13 protein-coding genes are annotated in these 15,622 nt (G+C 56.3%); 3 read left to right on the plus strand and 10 right to left on the minus strand.

The features are described from left to right. Positions 1 to 136: 136 nt before the first annotated feature. Positions 137 to 1,780, minus strand: coding sequence for a tetratricopeptide repeat protein (locus tag BQ5361_RS08150; RefSeq protein WP_143047542.1), 1,644 nt, complete (start codon positions 1,778 to 1,780; stop codon positions 137 to 139). A 397-nt stretch (positions 1,781 to 2,177) separates the two neighbouring features. Further along, a complete protein-coding gene (locus BQ5361_RS08155) occupies positions 2,178 to 2,705 on the minus strand; it encodes an arginine repressor (RefSeq protein ID WP_022063351.1) in 528 nt (175 codons plus the stop codon). A gap of 187 nt (positions 2,706 to 2,892) precedes the next feature. On the opposite strand from BQ5361_RS08155, the gene recO reads away from it, so the two are divergent. Continuing rightward, positions 2,893 to 3,618, plus strand: a complete 726-nt coding sequence (recO, locus tag BQ5361_RS08160) for a DNA repair protein RecO (protein ID WP_022063352.1) — start codon at positions 2,893 to 2,895, stop codon at positions 3,616 to 3,618. Positions 3,619 to 3,644: 26 nt separating this feature from the next. Here the strand turns inward: recO and BQ5361_RS08165 are convergent, their stop codons facing one another. The 8 genes from BQ5361_RS08165 to BQ5361_RS08210 form a co-directional block, all read right to left on the minus strand. Then, on the minus strand, positions 3,645 to 4,553 hold the full coding sequence (locus BQ5361_RS08165; RefSeq protein WP_035473402.1) for a Ppx/GppA phosphatase family protein: 909 nt from the start codon (positions 4,551 to 4,553) through the stop codon (positions 3,645 to 3,647). 1 nt (position 4,554) lies between these two features. Next, complete coding sequence (locus BQ5361_RS08170; RefSeq protein WP_022063354.1) at positions 4,555 to 6,684, minus strand: RNA degradosome polyphosphate kinase; 2,130 nt, start codon at positions 6,682 to 6,684, stop codon at positions 4,555 to 4,557. A gap of 356 nt (positions 6,685 to 7,040) precedes the next feature. Then, complete coding sequence (locus BQ5361_RS08180; RefSeq protein ID WP_035473400.1) at positions 7,041 to 7,481, minus strand: Hsp20/alpha crystallin family protein; 441 nt, start codon at positions 7,479 to 7,481, stop codon at positions 7,041 to 7,043. A gap of 423 nt (positions 7,482 to 7,904) precedes the next feature. After that, positions 7,905 to 8,648 carry a succinate dehydrogenase/fumarate reductase iron-sulfur subunit gene (locus BQ5361_RS08185; RefSeq protein WP_035473398.1) on the minus strand — a complete coding sequence of 248 codons (744 nt, stop codon included), beginning with the start codon at positions 8,646 to 8,648 and terminating at the stop codon, positions 7,905 to 7,907. Positions 8,649 to 8,667: 19 nt separating this feature from the next. Continuing rightward, the gene (locus BQ5361_RS08190; RefSeq protein ID WP_035473396.1) at positions 8,668 to 10,611 is read right to left on the minus strand and encodes a fumarate reductase/succinate dehydrogenase flavoprotein subunit; all 1,944 of its coding nucleotides are present in this window, start codon (positions 10,609 to 10,611) and stop codon (positions 8,668 to 8,670) included. 35 nt (positions 10,612 to 10,646) lie between these two features. Further along, positions 10,647 to 11,327 (minus strand): succinate dehydrogenase cytochrome b subunit, encoded by a 681-nt coding sequence (locus BQ5361_RS08195; protein WP_022063359.1) that lies wholly within the window; start codon positions 11,325 to 11,327, stop codon positions 10,647 to 10,649. Between the two features lie 282 nt (positions 11,328 to 11,609). Continuing rightward, positions 11,610 to 13,034 (minus strand): DUF5723 family protein, encoded by a 1,425-nt coding sequence (locus BQ5361_RS08205; RefSeq protein WP_143047543.1) that lies wholly within the window; start codon positions 13,032 to 13,034, stop codon positions 11,610 to 11,612. A 15-nt stretch (positions 13,035 to 13,049) separates the two neighbouring features. After that, the gene (locus tag BQ5361_RS08210) at positions 13,050 to 13,718 is read right to left on the minus strand and encodes a hypothetical protein (RefSeq protein WP_022063361.1); all 669 of its coding nucleotides are present in this window, start codon (positions 13,716 to 13,718) and stop codon (positions 13,050 to 13,052) included. A 267-nt stretch (positions 13,719 to 13,985) separates the two neighbouring features. Between BQ5361_RS08210 and lgt the strand changes: the two genes are divergently transcribed. Together lgt and BQ5361_RS08220 are read left to right on the plus strand one after the other, a co-directional pair. Continuing rightward, positions 13,986 to 14,909, plus strand: a complete 924-nt coding sequence (lgt, locus tag BQ5361_RS08215; RefSeq protein ID WP_022063362.1) for a prolipoprotein diacylglyceryl transferase — start codon at positions 13,986 to 13,988, stop codon at positions 14,907 to 14,909. 118 nt (positions 14,910 to 15,027) lie between these two features. Then, positions 15,028 to 15,612, plus strand: coding sequence for a hypothetical protein (locus tag BQ5361_RS08220; RefSeq protein ID WP_071425003.1), 585 nt, complete (start codon positions 15,028 to 15,030; stop codon positions 15,610 to 15,612). Positions 15,613 to 15,622 lie beyond the last annotated feature (10 nt).

The raw sequence follows: 15,622 nt of genomic DNA on the forward strand, positions 1-15,622 counted from the left end.
GGAACCGCCGGCTCCCCCATACACGGACGACACGATGAAGGGACTGCCTTAAAAGGCAGTCCCTTCATCCATAGTATCGGCTGGCGGTCCGGAACACTCTTTCCGCAAGGGCGGCGCTCCGGACAATGGCCCGGCATCAATGCCTGCGCAGCGAGGTGAGGTTTTCGAGGTTGAACTTCGCCTCCTTACTGCCGTGCTCGATGGCCTTGCGGAAGTGCGCCTCGGCAGCACGGTAATCCCCTTCGAGGGCTTTCAAGACACCGATATTGTTATGTGCACCGGCGAAGTCGCCGAGCCTGTCGAGATACTTGTGAGCCTCCTTGAGGTCGTTCTTGCGGAGCGCAATGGCCGCCATGTTGTTATTGGCTACGGGGTCGTCCGGATAATACCGCAGGGCTATCATGAACACCTCCTCGTACTCGGGTGAATCCTGCGGATACGACAGGGCTATCTGGTACAGTTCGTTCAGGCTGAGGTATTGGGGATTCGTCCGAATAACCTTCTTTCCCTCTTCTACCGTGAAAGGCAGCACGGTGTAATCAATCGTATAGTCTGTCCGGCGCAGACCGGGATAGACGTCGTGCAGCAGCATGTTGTAGGTAGCGCCCTTGTCGAGCGCACGTATCTTCGCATCACGGGCATCGGGAGCGTAGTTGTCGATAATGGCGAGCACCTCATCCCGGTAACGGATATCGGAAGCAGCTACCCAATGGCGCACACTGTCCCAATCCTCCGGCACATTGCCAACGGTATAAAGCGACTTTGCGATACCGGGGAACCGCTTCTGTACAAGGTCGCGAATGGTATTCACGCGCCCGAGCGACAGTTTCGCGTTGAAGTCGTAGGAGCCTTCGGGCGACGCATATCCCGTCATCCGGATACCCGTGACCTTCACCTTGTCGTCACCGGCAAGACGGCCGGTAAACCTGTATATATTCTCCAGCTCGGCAGCATTGTCGAATATGTTCATGTCTATCGTGGTCTTGCTTACCTGGAACACGATACGGGCCGTCATGGTTTCCGAACGGGCCTTGACAACCTCCACTTCCGGAACGAGGAACATCACCTGCGGGGGCATCGGATTGTAAAGCGTTCCCACGAGCGTGGGATACTCGGCTATCACGCTCCGCCTCGAATAGACATGGTCAAGCTTTATTTCGGCTCCGTCCATCCACGCCTCATAAAGAAACGAAGCGGAGTACATCACCGTATTGGGTGAATCGGGCGCCCACTGCATACCGTTTTTCCGGGCCTCGCGACGCATCTCGCGCACGTACCGACGCGACTGCACCACCGTTTCGTAAGGCATCAGCCCGGAAGGATTGGCATTCAGTTCCCCGCCGCGTTCCAACTCCTTGTAACGCCGCTCGCCCACTATCACGACGGGTTCCAGCCATAGCATGTTCTCGCCCTTGACGAGATAGGGTGTAATTACGAACTCCTCGTTCGGGTCAAGCATGACGCCGTCGAAGTTTATCATGAAATCCAGGTCGGTCAGGTCACCCACCATGGTAGAACGGTACGACACGACCTTCACGGCCTGACGGGCAGGCGTATGCATGTGCTGCATCTGGCGTTCCGCACGGCGCATCTCCCTGCGCATCTCGTTTTCCGCACGCCTCTCCTCTGCGCGTACTCCGCGCATCTCCCTGCGCATCTCGTTCTCGGCCTGCTGCCCGTACCGTTTCATGGTACGCTCCTCACGCCTGAGGTCCTGCGCCGTAGCGGCACTCCCTACCAACAGGGCCACCGCTGCCAACAATAACGTAATTCTTTTCATCTCAGTAATTTTAATGTGAATATCATCTTTTACGAACCGTTCTGCGGTTCGGCAGGCCGCACGAAACGACCCTTTCTCCCGATAGATAAACAAATTATGTGCAAAACCTTCCTTGTGCATACTTCAATCTGCGGAAAACGCACACCTCCCCGGCAGCCGGCCGGCGCAGAACCGACATATAAGATATTAATTTTCATTGCATTATACAACAGCATCTGCACCGTATCGCTACCTGTAAAAATCGCCTGTCTTCCTGCGAAACCGTCTGCTTTTTCCAACGAAGAGGAGCCTCCGCCCGCCCGCGAGGCTTTTCCGGAATTTCTTCTCCGGGTCCGAAAACACCGCGGGGACAACGCACATGCGTTGTCCCCGCGGCCGAATTCCACCCCGTCCTCGGTCAGAAGAAACGGCGGCGCATGGCACCGTTATTCTTTTTCCGTCCTTCGGGATTGTAAAGCGTCTTGATATTAGGATGTATCGAATCGAACGACGGCAGGAAATCGAGCGGCTTCACCCCTTCGGCCAGCAGTACGAATACGGTATCATCGCCTGAAAGCGTACCCAACACATCGTCGTAATCTTCATTATCAACCATCACCCCCACGGCTTTCGCATAACCGGCCTTCGTGCGTATGACAATCATATTGCCCGAAAACTCGATGTACCTGATGTTGTCCGTCACCGATGAGGAGACCTTGCCCGAGGTCTGTTCTCCCTGCAGTGTCTCGGGCAGCAGATAGACATAGCCCTTCTCCGCATCGGGAACCTTGATGGCCCGCAACTCCTTCATATCGCGCGAAAGGGTACTCTGAGTAGCATCGATGCCCACCCTTTTCAGCCATGACAACAGCTCTTCCTGTGAAGATATCTGCTCGGAATCTATCAGATTCCTTATAACATCCAGTCTTTCAGTTTTTTTGCTCATAACACATGGATTTTCTGTCACATATTTATGCAAATATAAGGAAAAGATTTTTAAATCGCTTCTGCAAACATATTAAATTACAGAAAAAAATCATAGGTTTATTCTGCCGAAAGTTCGGCCTGCTGATTTTATATTTCGTAATTTTGCCTCATTCACAGGCTTGGACACCCGAACTCGACGCCTCCAGATGGACTCTTACAAAGCACACGGCATCGTACTGCACACGATAAAATACGGCGATACGTCGGTAGTGGCCTACATTCTGACCGACACCTACGGTCGCCGGAACTACCTGGTACAAGGGGTAAAAAGCGGCAAGGGAAAGGGAAACAAGGCCGCCTTGCTGCAACCCATGTTCCTGTTGGAATTCGAAGGCATCCCCTCGCACCGGTCGCAGATGGACCGCATGAAAGACGTCCGGCTGTCGCACCCCCTCCAGCATATCCCGTTCGACGTCCGCAAAAGCACCATTTCGCTCTTCATGGCCGAAGTCCTTTACAGGCTCATCAAGGAGGTCGAACCCAACTCTCCGCTGTTCGGTTTCGTCCGCGCCTCGGTCATGGCGCTCGACCAGATGGAAGAGGGAATCTCAAACTTCCACCTGTGGTTCCTCGTCCAGTTAAGCGCTTTCCTCGGATTCTATCCGGGCAATGAATACACCGAAGGGGACTGGTTCGACATCGTCGAAGGGTCGTTCACTGCCGGTTTCCCGGAACATGCCGTCGCCATCAACCGCCCCAACGCCGCCCTGCTGGCCACGCTCATGTCCGCAGAAGCGGAAGAGCTCGGCACCCTGCGCCTGTCACGCACGCAGCGGGCCGATTTTCTTTCGGACATGCTGCACTACTTCGGCTACCACCTCGATGCCATCAACAAGGTGCAGTCACTCCGCATCCTCGGCGAAATATTCTAAGCCGCCACCGACGGCAGGAAAACGAATCAACGCCTGCCTGCCCGCTCCGTATCCTCGGCATAAAGGCTGTCGATGATGCCGTCGGCCAGTCCTATGGTCGGCACGAGGATGACCGAGGCGCCGCACTGCCCGGCTATCTCCAGAAAGATATCCGCTGCGAAGGTGATGACGTCGGCCCGGTCGGGACGCATCCTGAAGACACGCACACGCTCCTCGGAAGACATCGACTTGAGTACGCCGTTGATAACGGAGAGTTCGCTCACCGGAAGTTCCATGCCGTTCTTGCATCCGGCAGCGGCCAGGCGGTAGAGTTTGTTGATATTGCCGCCCGAGCCGATGATACGCAAACCGGGATGCCCTGCTCCGAGTTCCCGCATGTCGTTCCGCAGGGAGGCCACGGACTCCTCCTTCACGCGCCCTTCGAGCAGGCGCACCGTCCCGATGTCGTACGACCGGGAGCTCTGCAACACCCCGCCGCTGATGAGACTTATCTCGGTACTTCCGCCGCCCACATCCACGTACAGGTAATCGTACCTCCTGTCGAGCATCTCCTCAATATGGTTGTCATATATCAGACGGGCCTCCTCTTCTCCGCCGATTACTTCTATCTTTATTCCCGTCTTGCGGCTTATCTCCCGGATAAGCTCCGGCCCGTTGGCCGCATCGCGGACAGCCGAGGTAGCGCACGCCCGGTAACGTTTCACGCCGTATATCTTCATCAGTTGCCGGTACGACTTCATCAGGCGCAGCAACCGCTTTCCCTTCTCCTTGGAGATTGTCCCGACCGAAAAGGTATCCTCTCCGAGCCTCAGCGGCACCCTGAGAAGCTGTTCCTTTACGAAAGAGGCTGTCCCCTCCTCCATATCCACGCTTTTTATAAGCAGCCTGACGGCATTGGACCCGATGTCTATCGCCGCATAATTCGTCTTTTCCATATTATTCCGATATCAAAATCTTCTTCTCCTCTCCCGCATCCGGGCCGGGCCGACGGCGCCGGGCAAGGCTTCCGCGCAGGGCGGCCTGCTCCGCCTGCTCCCGATAATACGCATACAGGGCAGACTGGGAACGCAGCGCCTCGCCGCAACCCTCCGGCAAGGTCCAGGGCAGATTCCTGCCGGTACCGTCTACGGTATGTCCCTGGAACGTATCGCGCAGTCCATACGTGATTATCCGTTTCAGTTCCCGGCGTATCTCGGTATCGTGTACCGGAGCCATCACTTCGATGCGGTTATCGAAATTGCGCGGCATCCAGTCCGCCGAGCCGATATAGTAGGCCTCCTTGCCCCCGTTGGCGAAGATGAGGATGCGGGAGTGCTCCAGGTACCGGTCGATGATGCCGTTAATCCGGATGTTGTCGCTCCTGCCGGGAATACCCGTCACGAGCGAACAGTTGCCCCGCACGAGGAGATCTATCCTGACGCCGGCGGCCGAAGCCTCGTAAAGCTTCTGCACCAGAGCACGGTCGGTGATGTGGTTGAGCTTACCCATAATATACGCCGGTTTGCCTGCAGCGGCATTGCGTATCTCCTTGTCGATACGGGCGAGCAACCGGCGGCGCATGTCGTTGGGCGATACGAGCAGTTCCTTGAACCGGATGGGAACATAAGGTTTCTGGATGAAACCAAAGACGGTGCCGACCTCCTGCACCACCCTCTTGCGGGCGGTAAAGAGCGTCACGTCGGTGTACTGCGCCGCGTTGCCTTCGTGGAAGTTGCCCGTACTGATGCAGGCGACGTCCCCCTTGCGGCTGCTGATATGCACGAGTTTGGAGTGCACCTTCAGCCCCTCCATACCGAACACCACGTTGATGCCCGCATCCTGCATCTGTTTCGACCAGTTGATGTTCGACTCCTCATCGAAACGGGCCAGCAGTTCGATGACGACGGTTACCTTCTTGCCGTTGCGAGCGGCGCAAATCAGCGTCTTCACCACCTTCGAATTGCGGGCCAGCCGATACATCGTCATGCGTATGGCGGTAACGTCGGGAGAGATGGCCGCTTCGCGCAGTACCCTCAGGAACGACGAAAAGCCGTGATAGGGATAGTGCAGAAACCGGTCGCGGGCGCGTATCGCATCAAGCATGCTGCCATGCGCCGTAAATTCGGGTTTCAGCACGGGTTCGAGTGCCGGATAACGCAGGTCACTGCGGCCGCAGTCCGGGAAACGCATGAGGTCTTTCATGTTGTGGTAACGCCCGCCGGCCACCTGCGTATCCCATTTATCTATGTGCAACATCTTGGCGATGCTGCGGAGCATGCGGCGGGGCATGGCCGAATCATAGACAAGCCGGATGGGTTCGCCCTTCTTCCGGCTCTTCACCCCCTTGGATATCTTTTGAAGCACCCCGTTGCGCATGTCGCTGTCGAGCTCCATCTCGGCATCCTTGGTGAACTTGAAGGTATAGGCCTCGAACTCCGTATAGGGCAGCCCCTCGAAGATGAAAGGCAGGCAGAGACGCACCGCATCGTCGAGGAACATCAGGCACTTTCTCTCCCCGTCGTCGGGCAGGCGCACGAAACGCCCGAACTCCTGTACGGGCAGCTCGATAAGCGCATACTCATCCGCAACCTTGCCCTCTTCCGCACGGAGCCGGACGGCGAGGTATATCGCATCGTCGGGCTGGTCGTCGAGCTGACGGAAACAGGAGACGAACAACGGATTCGTAGAACCGTTGAGCCGGGTATCGTAGAGGGAACAGATATACTGGCGCTGCACTTCGTTCAACTGCGTCTCGTCCAGCAGCCAGATACCGTGCTGTCCGAGCTCCTCCTTCAGACGGGCGAAAATCTCCTCGAACCGCACGGAGTACTGGGCATTGAGCCTCGTTATCTCCCTGTACGTATCGACAGCGGTCTGCTGCTCCCGCTTGATGCCTTTGTCCTCATACTCGATGATACGGTTGAGCGTCGCCACCCGGACACGGAAAAACTCGTCGAGGTTGTTGGAATAGATGCCGAGAAAACCGAGCCGTTCCAGCAGCGGTACCTCCTCTTTCTCAGCCTCCAGCAAGATACGCCTGTTGAAATACATCCAACTGACATCCCTCTCCACATAATCTTTCTCCATAAACGAACCGCTTTAATATCCACATGCCAAACGGCCCTAAAGGTACGAACCGCCGCCCTTACATGGTGTTAAAAAAATATTACGATTATGTTACGCCGCCCCGGACATCGCTCCTCGCCGGCAGCGCCGTGCGCTTACGTTTCAAAAATCAGGCCCGGACGACAGGGGGCGTAACGGTTCCGCACGCATACGGGGAACCGCAGCCCTACGAAACCCGTCGCCCCCTCGCCGGAATCACCGTCCGACTTGCCTGCCGCCGGAACCCGCCGCGAACGGCATGAAAAAACCGGAGTACGGACACTCCGTACCCCGGTCTTTCACCACGATGAGAGCGGTACCGCCCTCGCTTCTGCTCCCTATTTAATATCAATCTGGCGCATGTTTTTACGTTTCTCCTCCTCGGTCTTCTTGGGAATATCGATAGTCAGAACGCCGTTCTCCATCTTCGCGTCGATGTTGTCCACATTCACATTGTCGGGCAGTATCATGCGTTGACGGAAACTGCTGTACGAGAACTCGCGGCGGAGATAGGTATGTTTCTTGCCCTCTTTTTCCGACTCTTCGTTCTTCTCGACCTTCTTCTCCATCGAAACGGTGAGCTCGTTATCTTCGTTGATATCTATTTTGAAATCGTCGCGGGTCAAACCCGGCGCAGCTATTTCGACCTTGTACTCCTTGTCGGTCTCTATCACGTTCACGGCAGGAGCCGTCGAGCTGGTCTTGTCCACCCATTCGTTCCCGAAGAAATCATCCAGAATCCCCGGTAACCATCCCTGCGTTCTTCTAACTGGCATCATAATTTTGTCCTCCTAACTTTAATCAGTATTATCAATATTTGTCCGGCCTTACGGCCGTCCGCTTCATTCCATCCTTCAGGCCACTGCCCGAAGTCATTTATAGAATAGACAAAGAGTATGCCATGACCGCAAAAGGGCTTCTGACTGCAAAATTGTCAGCCAAACGTGAAAAATTGACACAATCGGACGATTCTCATCCGGAAGCATGCTGGCTTCCAACCGCATCGGGCGACATGAATGAACCGTTTCACGATACGGAGCCGGGGAAGCCCCGCTCCGCAACCCGTTGAACGGCAATTGGTCAACTCCATTTCCAGATTCCGACAACAAAAAATCCGGCGTACATTCATGTACGCCGGATATGAGAAGAAAGCCGAAACCGTTCCGCCGCTCGGACACCGCTCGGAGAAGGTTTTCTTACCGTCAGTCTTTGAACTTGGCCGTCAGGAATTTGCGGTTCAGACGTGCGATATGCGAGATGGAGATGCTCTTCGGACACTCCGCTTCGCAGGCACGCGTATTCGTACAGCCGCCGAACCCGAGTTCGTCCATCTTGGCAATCATGGCCTTGGCTCGACGCAGAGTTTCGACCTTGCCCTGCGGCAGCTTGGCCAGCGACGAAACGCGGGCCGCTACGAACAGCATGGCCGAACCGTTTTTGCAGGTAGCCACGCAGGCACCGCAACCGATGCAAGCGGCAGCGTCCATGCTCTCCTCGGCATCGTCACGCGGTACGGGGATGGTATTGGCATCGGGAACGCCGCCCGTATTGACCGATATGAATCCGCCGGCCTGCATGATTTTATCGAACGCGCTTCGCTCCACGACGAGGTCCTTGATGACCGGGAAAGCGGCCGAACGCCACGGTTCGATGGTAATCGTATCGCCGTCATGGAACTTGCGCATGTGGAGCTGGCAGGTGGTCACTTCGGTATCCGGACCGTGCGCCTCGCCGTTGATATGCAGCGAACACATGCCGCAGATACCCTCACGGCAGTCGTGGTCGAACGCCACCGGTTCTTTGCCCTCGTGTATCAGGTTGTTGTTCAAGATATCGAGCATTTCGAGGAACGACGTGTCTTCGGAGATATCGTTCACCTCGTACGTCTCGAACCCGCCTTTTGCCTTGGCGTCCGCCTGACGCCATATCTTAAGTTTGAAATTCATCGTCCTTTGTTTTTACCGGTTAGTCCTTGTAATTACGCTGTGCCACCTTGATGGCCTCGAAAGTGAGCGGTTCCTTGTGCATGACAGGTTCCTCGTTTTCTCCCTTGTATTCCCAGATGGCGACGAAAGCGAAATGTTCGTCGTCGCGGAGCGCCTCTCCGTCGGGTGTCTGGTACTCCACGCGGAAGTGGCCGCCGCAGGATTCGTTGCGCTGGAGCGCGTCGCGGGCCATGAGTTCGCCCTCTTCGAGGAAGTCGGCCACACGCAGCGCCTTTTCGAGCTCCTGGTTGAACTCTTCGTTCTTACCCGGAACCTTGACATCCTCCCAGAACTCTTTCCTCACCTTCCTTATCTCGACGAGCGCCTTTTCAAGGGACTCTTTGGAACGGGCCATGCCTACGTTCTCCCACATGATATGGCCGAGTTTCTTGTGGATTTCGTCCACCGTCTGCTTGCCCTTGATGGAGAAGAGCTTCTCGATGCGTGCACGGACGTTCTTCTCCGCTTCGGCAAATTCCGGAGCGTTGGTATCTATCTTCGGCGTCTGGATGTCATGCGACAGATAATCGCCAATGGTATAGGGCAGTACGAAGTAACCGTCGGCCAGTCCCTGCATGAGGGCCGATGCACCGAGGCGGTTGGCACCGTGGTCGGAGAAGTTGGCCTCGCCGATGGCGTAAAGGCCGGGAATGGTGGTCATCAGGTTGTAATCCACCCAGATGCCGCCCATGGTATAGTGTACGGCCGGATAAATCATCATCGGCTCCTCGTACGGGTCCACGTCGGTAATCTTTTCGTACATCTGGAACAGGTTGCCGTAGCGGGCCTTGATGACATCCTTGCCGAGCCTTTCGATAGCGGTCTTGAAGTCGAGGAATACGGCGAGCCCCGTTTCGTTCACGCCGAAACCGGCATCGCAGCGCTCCTTGGCGGCACGGGAAGCCACGTCGCGGGGAACGAGGTTACCGAATGCAGGATACCGGCGTTCGAGGTAGTAATCCCTGTCCTCCTCCGCGATTTCGGAAGCCTTTTTGAGTTTGGCGCGGAGCTTTTCCACATCCTCCTTCTTCTTGGGTACCCAGATGCGGCCGTCGTTGCGGAGCGACTCCGACATGAGCGTCAGCTTGCTCTGGTGTTCGCCGTGCACCGGAATACAGGTCGGGTGTATCTGCGTGAAGCAGGGGTTGGCAAACATCGCCCCCTTCTTGTAGCACTGCCAGGCGGCCGAACCGTTGGAGTTCATCGCATTGGTCGAGAGAAAGAAGACGTTGCCGTAACCGCCCGTGGCGATAACCACGGCATGTGCGCCGAAACGTTCGATTTCGCCCGTTACGAGATTACGCGTGATGATACCGCGCGCCTTGCCGTCTATCATCACCAGGTCGAGCATCTCATGGCGCGGATAGCTTTTCACCGACCCTTTGGCTATCTGCCGGTTGAGCGCCGCATAAGCGCCGAGCAGAAGCTGCTGTCCCGTCTGGCCGCGGGCATAGAAGGTACGCGATACCTGCGCGCCGCCGAACGAACGGTTGGCGAGCAGCCCGCCGTAGTCGCGTGCGAACGGCACGCCCTGTGCGACGCACTGGTCGATGATATTGTTGGAAACTTCCGCCAGACGATAGACATTCGCTTCACGAGCACGGTAGTCGCCGCCCTTGATGGTGTCGTAAAAGAGCCTGAAGACGGAGTCGTTGTCGTTCTGATAGTTCTTCGCAGCGTTGATACCGCCCTGCGCGGCGATGGAGTGCGCCCTGCGCGGCGAGTCGGAGATACAGAATATCTTGACATTGTAGCCGAGTTCGCCCAGCGAGGCAGCAGCCGACGCGCCGCCGAGGCCGGTACCTACGACGATGATATCGAGTTTACGCTTGTTGGCCGGGCTGACCACCTTGATGTCGGCCTTATGCTTGCTCCATTTCTCGGTAATGGGGCCCTGCGGCACATGGGATTCTATCTTTGTCATATCTTGCTTTTTTATTATTCAGCGGTTAGTTAAAACTACATCAGGCTCTGTACATACAGGATAATGACTATCAGCATGAAACAGCCGACGATAAGCGTCGAAAGGATATAGGCGATGCACTTCAGCCTTTTCATCCACACCTTGCTGTTCCATCCCACGGTCTGCATCATGCTCCACATACCGTGCGTGAGGTGGAACCAGAGCGCCACGAGCCATACGATATAGGCGATGACATACCCTACGTGCGAGAAGACGAACCTCACCATCTCGGCACCCTCCTTCGGACCGAAGCCGAGGCTGTTCACATGCCTGCCGATTATCTCGGTCCACTGCATGTTGTACCAGAAGTTGAAGAGATGGAGCAGCAGTCCGCCCAATACGACGAGTCCGAGAACGAACATGTTCTTGGAGGACCACTCCACGCCGTTCTCGCGTTTGGTCTCGGCATAGCGAACCTTTCCGCGTGCCCGAAGGTTACCCACGGTGAGGACGATGGCGTACACGAAGTGGAACACCACGCCCGCCGCCAGGATGACGGTCCCCACGAGCGCATACCAGTTGGCCCCGAGGAAATTCACGATGGCGTTGTAAGCGTCGTCGGAGAAGACCAGCGCCCCGTTCATAATCATGTGGAAGGTCAGGAACAGTATCAGAAACGCTCCCGTAATACTCATAATCAGCTTCTTGCCGATAGATGAAGTAAAGATGTTGGCCATAGAACGAATATGTTATTTTGTGTTTGTATTGACCCGGAAAGTCCGGCGGCAGGCCGCCTATACCTACAAATGGTTACCGCTCGCAAAGGTATCCCATTGTTTTTTAAATAACAAACAAATCGGCAATTTTCATCGCCGGACAGGCACGGGTATCCCCTGCGGGAAACCGGCGCACCGCATCCGGATATCCGCCGCGGAACCGGCCGACAAAACCGCGGGGGATGCCCCGACCGGACATCCCCCGTGCAATATACTCTCGATACGGTATTGCGGCATCGTCTTTCAGCACTTTCCGTAACGGCAGTACGGCGAAGGGCCGAGCGGAACGGAGAGGCCGACAGTGATGTTGAACACCTTCTGCCCGACCGGTATGAACTGCGGATTGACCTTGAACATGAGGAAATCCGTCCCGGCGAAGAAGTTTATCCACCCCGTATGGAAATTGAAGGCGAAACCGAACGAATTGAAGAAATTGTCGCCGATATTCTTGTAGTTGCCGACCGACCAGCTCAGCGAAGCCGTGAACCACTCAATGGGGCGTACCGTCGCCGACAGCGCCACTTCGGTACGGGCATAATATTCGTTCTTCCGGTGGGTGAACAACGCACCTGCACCCAGCAGGTTGTTGCCGAAAATGTCGTATTCGGCACCCAGCACGAAGCCCGGATACATTTTGGTCCGTGCCCTACCAGACGCCTCCTTGAACTTGGCGAACTCATCGAAGTTGAAATCCCCGCCCTCTCCGACGGTCTCCCACTGATTCGTCTCCGGATTGAAATCGTAGCGCATTCCCACGAAGTCGTACGAAGCCTCCGAACGTCCCACGAACGTATGTTTTTCACTCCAGTTCATGAAGCCGAGGTTCAGAATGGCCGCCGAGAATTTGAACCGTTCCATCCACACGTATTCGGCGCCTATGTCGAACGTCAGGCCGAAACCCGCCAGGCCGCGGATATTCGAAAAGAACGACTCTGCATCCAGCCTGTCCATGTCGACGTATCCTTCCGCATCGGTCGGTACATCCAGTCCGTTCAGGCTCAGGGCGAGATTCCCGCCCGCATCCACGGCCCACTTCTCCCCGTTCAGGGTAACGTTGAGCCGGTCGTAATTCATGTTGGCCCGGGCGAGCCCTCCCTTGAAGTTCACCCGTCCGCCGACCGTAAGCTCGTCATTGATACGACGCGAGTATCCCGCCGAAATGTTCATCACCGCATCGGCACCGGCCATCAGGCCACCCATGTCGTAGGCATTGGCCTTGGAGCCGAGCTTGACGAACTCCACGAAACTTTTGGGAAGATGAAATCCCCCTGTCACATCGAGTCCTGCCTCGATGGTCCAGAAATCGCGGCCCGTATAGAAACCGGCACCGAGAAGCGTCATGTGCAGGTCGAAACCGACCTTGTTCATCGTCTTCAGATTCGGTTCTATGTCATGCCACGTCACCCGGTCGTCCAACAGCGACACCAACTGCCCGTTGTCCCCTACCGGATAGAATATCGTTTTGAACGTAAGTGCATTGGAATTAAAATTTACGGATGTCGTACCCAACACGGGGATGTAAACGTACCCTCTGTCGGGACGCAGGGCGGGATTGAGGTAACCGCGCATCGTGGAACCCTCCATGAAATAGGAGGTCCGGTATTGCTGGGCCGAAGCCCCGGAAGCCGCCAACAGCATCAGGGCGGATACAAAACATAGTCTCTTCATGGCAGGATTGGGTTTTTAAAGCGGCAACTTGATACCGCCCGTTTTCTCAAGCCGGACTCCGACTTCGATATAGTTGTCGAGCAGGAATTTGACCTTCTCCAAATCGGGACGCAACAGGGTGACGTTCATCCCCTCGATATCCGATATGCGGCCAATCACATCCGTGATATCCAGCCGCTCCTGCGCACCGAACTCTTCGCCCTCCCCGGCCTTCGCTATGGAAATCGTGTCGAAAGCGGTCACGACCGCGCCGGACGCATCGGTAAACTCGATTTTCAAATCCATCGCCATGGGAAGCGTACTGGCAATATCCAGCAGCAGTTCCACTTTGTCGTCGCCCTCGGGCAGGAACGTATCCGTCATCCCTTCCGGTATCAGCGGAATGTCGAGCGGCAGATTCACCAGAAAGAGCTCTTCGCCGATATACATCTCCACGAAACCTATGTCCTCGAACGACAGGCCGTTCTCCTCCAGTATCCTCTCCACTTCGTCCATACCGCCCAAAATACCCTCGAAGGTGAGGTGGGCGGTCACCGGCGGCGTCGTTATCACATCGCCCACACTGATACTCCCGCCGCCGTCGATATTGTCGAGGCTGTACTCCCTGTCCACGCACCCGTACGACAGGAGAGATACGGCGAATACCGCGGCCGGCAGCACATAATTCGTGTAAAATTTTCTCATACTGAACTTTTTAAATTACCGGAAACCAAATAAAACCGCTTATTCCAATGCTACAAAGATACGGATTTTCAAACATATATAATCATACCGGCAAATATTCGGATTCTTCCGGCCCGCCACTTCCCCTGCCGCGATACCCCCGGCGACGGCCGGCTCCGGCAACAAATAACCGGCAGCGATACAGGAAAAAGGATTTTCTTCGTACCTTTGGCAGTATTAGGAGCATGCGGCTGTGCCGCGACGATTTGTAAACCAACCATACAAGAGATGTTCAACCAATTTCTTACGGTAGTCTGGCACTTCAATCCCACATTCATCAGAATAGGGTCGCTCGACATCCGCTGGTACGGCGTGATGTGGGCCATCGCCATCGGGCTCGGAGCCTTCTTTTTCGTACAGTTCTGCAAGCGAGAGGGGCTTCCCGCAAAGCTCGCCGACTCGATATTCATTTACGGGGCACTGGCCACCATCATCGGCGCCCGCCTGGGCCACTGCCTGTTTTACGAACCGGGGTACTATCTGGCCAATCCGCTCAAGCTGCTGGCCTTCCGCGACGGCGGCATGGCGAGCCACGGAGCGGCCATAGGACTCCTCATCGGTCTGTGGCTCTTTTCGCGGAAGAACAGGATGCCCTACCTGTGGTCGCTGGATCGGGTGATGATTCCCGTGGCCGTAGGCGGTGCTTTCGTCCGGATGGGTAACCTTTTCAACCACGAAATATACGGCCACCCGACCGACAGGCCGTGGGGATTCCGGTTCATCGAGAACGTAAACGCCTGGATGAACGGCGCCGAACCGGTGTACGGGCCGCCCAGCCATCCGACGCAGATATACGAAGCCCTCGCCTACCTCGTGTTGTTCGCCCTGCTCTGTTACCTCTATTACCGCAAGGATGCGGGCAGGCGCTACCCGGGCCTGCTGTTCGGCGTGGGACTGATAGGCATCTTCCTGTCACGCTTCCTCATCGAATACGTCAAGAACGACCAGGTGGATTTCGAGGCCACCATGTTCCTTAACATGGGCCAGTGGCTCAGCGTGCCGTTCATCATCGCCGGCATCGTGATGATAGTTTACGCCCTGCATCACAAACAGACGCCTCCCCCGCTCGCAGAAGTACAGGCGCTTGCCGCAAAACGCGACGCGCAGACGACAGCACGCAATGCCAAAAACAACGGCAAACGCAAGAAATAGGGGGGCCGCAGTGGCGGCGGAAAAGGCCGCCACTGCGGGAGTTTCCGGACGGGATTGCCTCCTCTCCAGGGAAAAGGACCGTCCGATGCAGCATTTCCGACCTTAAAACCATACCGCTATGAACGCCATCGAAAAAACGATATTCGACACGCTCGCGGCCGGCCGGGGTATCAACCTGCCGGGAATAGGAGCGCTTTACGTCGAGCAGAAACCGGCGGAGTTCATCTCCGGAAAATCACTCCGACCGCCATACAACCGGATAGCGTTCTCGCCGGCGGAGAATCCGGCATATCCTTCCGCAGGCACGCTGGAGGGGTATGAGGAGTGGGCACTCCATTCGCAGCAGGAGGGAGATGTCCGGGAGATAAACGGCGTAGGCGTACTGCGCGGAGGCGTATTCTATCCCGCCGTCGAACTGTACGAACTGCTCAATCCGCAGGGGACGGAACCGGTACCGGTGAAGCCCCGTTACGGGACGGGCAGAAAGCTGCTCATCGGCATCGGCGTGATAGCCGTTGCAGCCCTCGTCATGGCGGTTGTCGTTCAAATCAGCCGCTTCGCCGACCGCAAAGCCGATACCGGCGAAACTCCCGCCGCAATACGCCCGCCGACCGCAAAGCCGATACCGGCGAAACTCCCGCCGCAATACGCATCGCCCGTGAAGAGGCCGCAGGCGCCTCATCCCGCGGAGAGAGCACGATAGCGCCCGCCGT

The organism is Tidjanibacter massiliensis (assembly GCF_900104605.1).
GTDB lineage: Bacteria > Bacteroidota > Bacteroidia > Bacteroidales > Rikenellaceae > Tidjanibacter > Tidjanibacter inops.

Coding starts and splice junctions, on each gene's coding strand:
- lgt (WP_022063362.1), top strand. CDS start 13,986: ATGTTCAACCAATTTCTTACGGTAGTCTGGCACTTCAATCCCACATTC.
- BQ5361_RS08165 (WP_035473402.1), bottom strand. CDS start 4,553: ATGGAAAAGACGAATTATGCGGCGATAGACATCGGGTCCAATGCCGTC.
- BQ5361_RS08170 (WP_022063354.1), bottom strand. CDS start 6,684: ATGGAGAAAGATTATGTGGAGAGGGATGTCAGTTGGATGTATTTCAAC.
- recO (WP_022063352.1), top strand. CDS start 2,893: ATGGACTCTTACAAAGCACACGGCATCGTACTGCACACGATAAAATAC.
- BQ5361_RS08185 (WP_035473398.1), bottom strand. CDS start 8,648: ATGAATTTCAAACTTAAGATATGGCGTCAGGCGGACGCCAAGGCAAAA.
- BQ5361_RS08205 (WP_143047543.1), bottom strand. CDS start 13,034: ATGAAGAGACTATGTTTTGTATCCGCCCTGATGCTGTTGGCGGCTTCC.
- BQ5361_RS08195 (WP_022063359.1), bottom strand. CDS start 11,327: ATGGCCAACATCTTTACTTCATCTATCGGCAAGAAGCTGATTATGAGT.
- BQ5361_RS08220 (WP_071425003.1), top strand. CDS start 15,028: ATGAACGCCATCGAAAAAACGATATTCGACACGCTCGCGGCCGGCCGG.
- BQ5361_RS08190 (WP_035473396.1), bottom strand. CDS start 10,611: ATGACAAAGATAGAATCCCATGTGCCGCAGGGCCCCATTACCGAGAAA.
- BQ5361_RS08150 (WP_143047542.1), bottom strand. CDS start 1,780: ATGAAAAGAATTACGTTATTGTTGGCAGCGGTGGCCCTGTTGGTAGGG.
- BQ5361_RS08210 (WP_022063361.1), bottom strand. CDS start 13,718: ATGAGAAAATTTTACACGAATTATGTGCTGCCGGCCGCGGTATTCGCC.
- BQ5361_RS08155 (WP_022063351.1), bottom strand. CDS start 2,705: ATGAGCAAAAAAACTGAAAGACTGGATGTTATAAGGAATCTGATAGAT.
- BQ5361_RS08180 (WP_035473400.1), bottom strand. CDS start 7,481: ATGATGCCAGTTAGAAGAACGCAGGGATGGTTACCGGGGATTCTGGAT.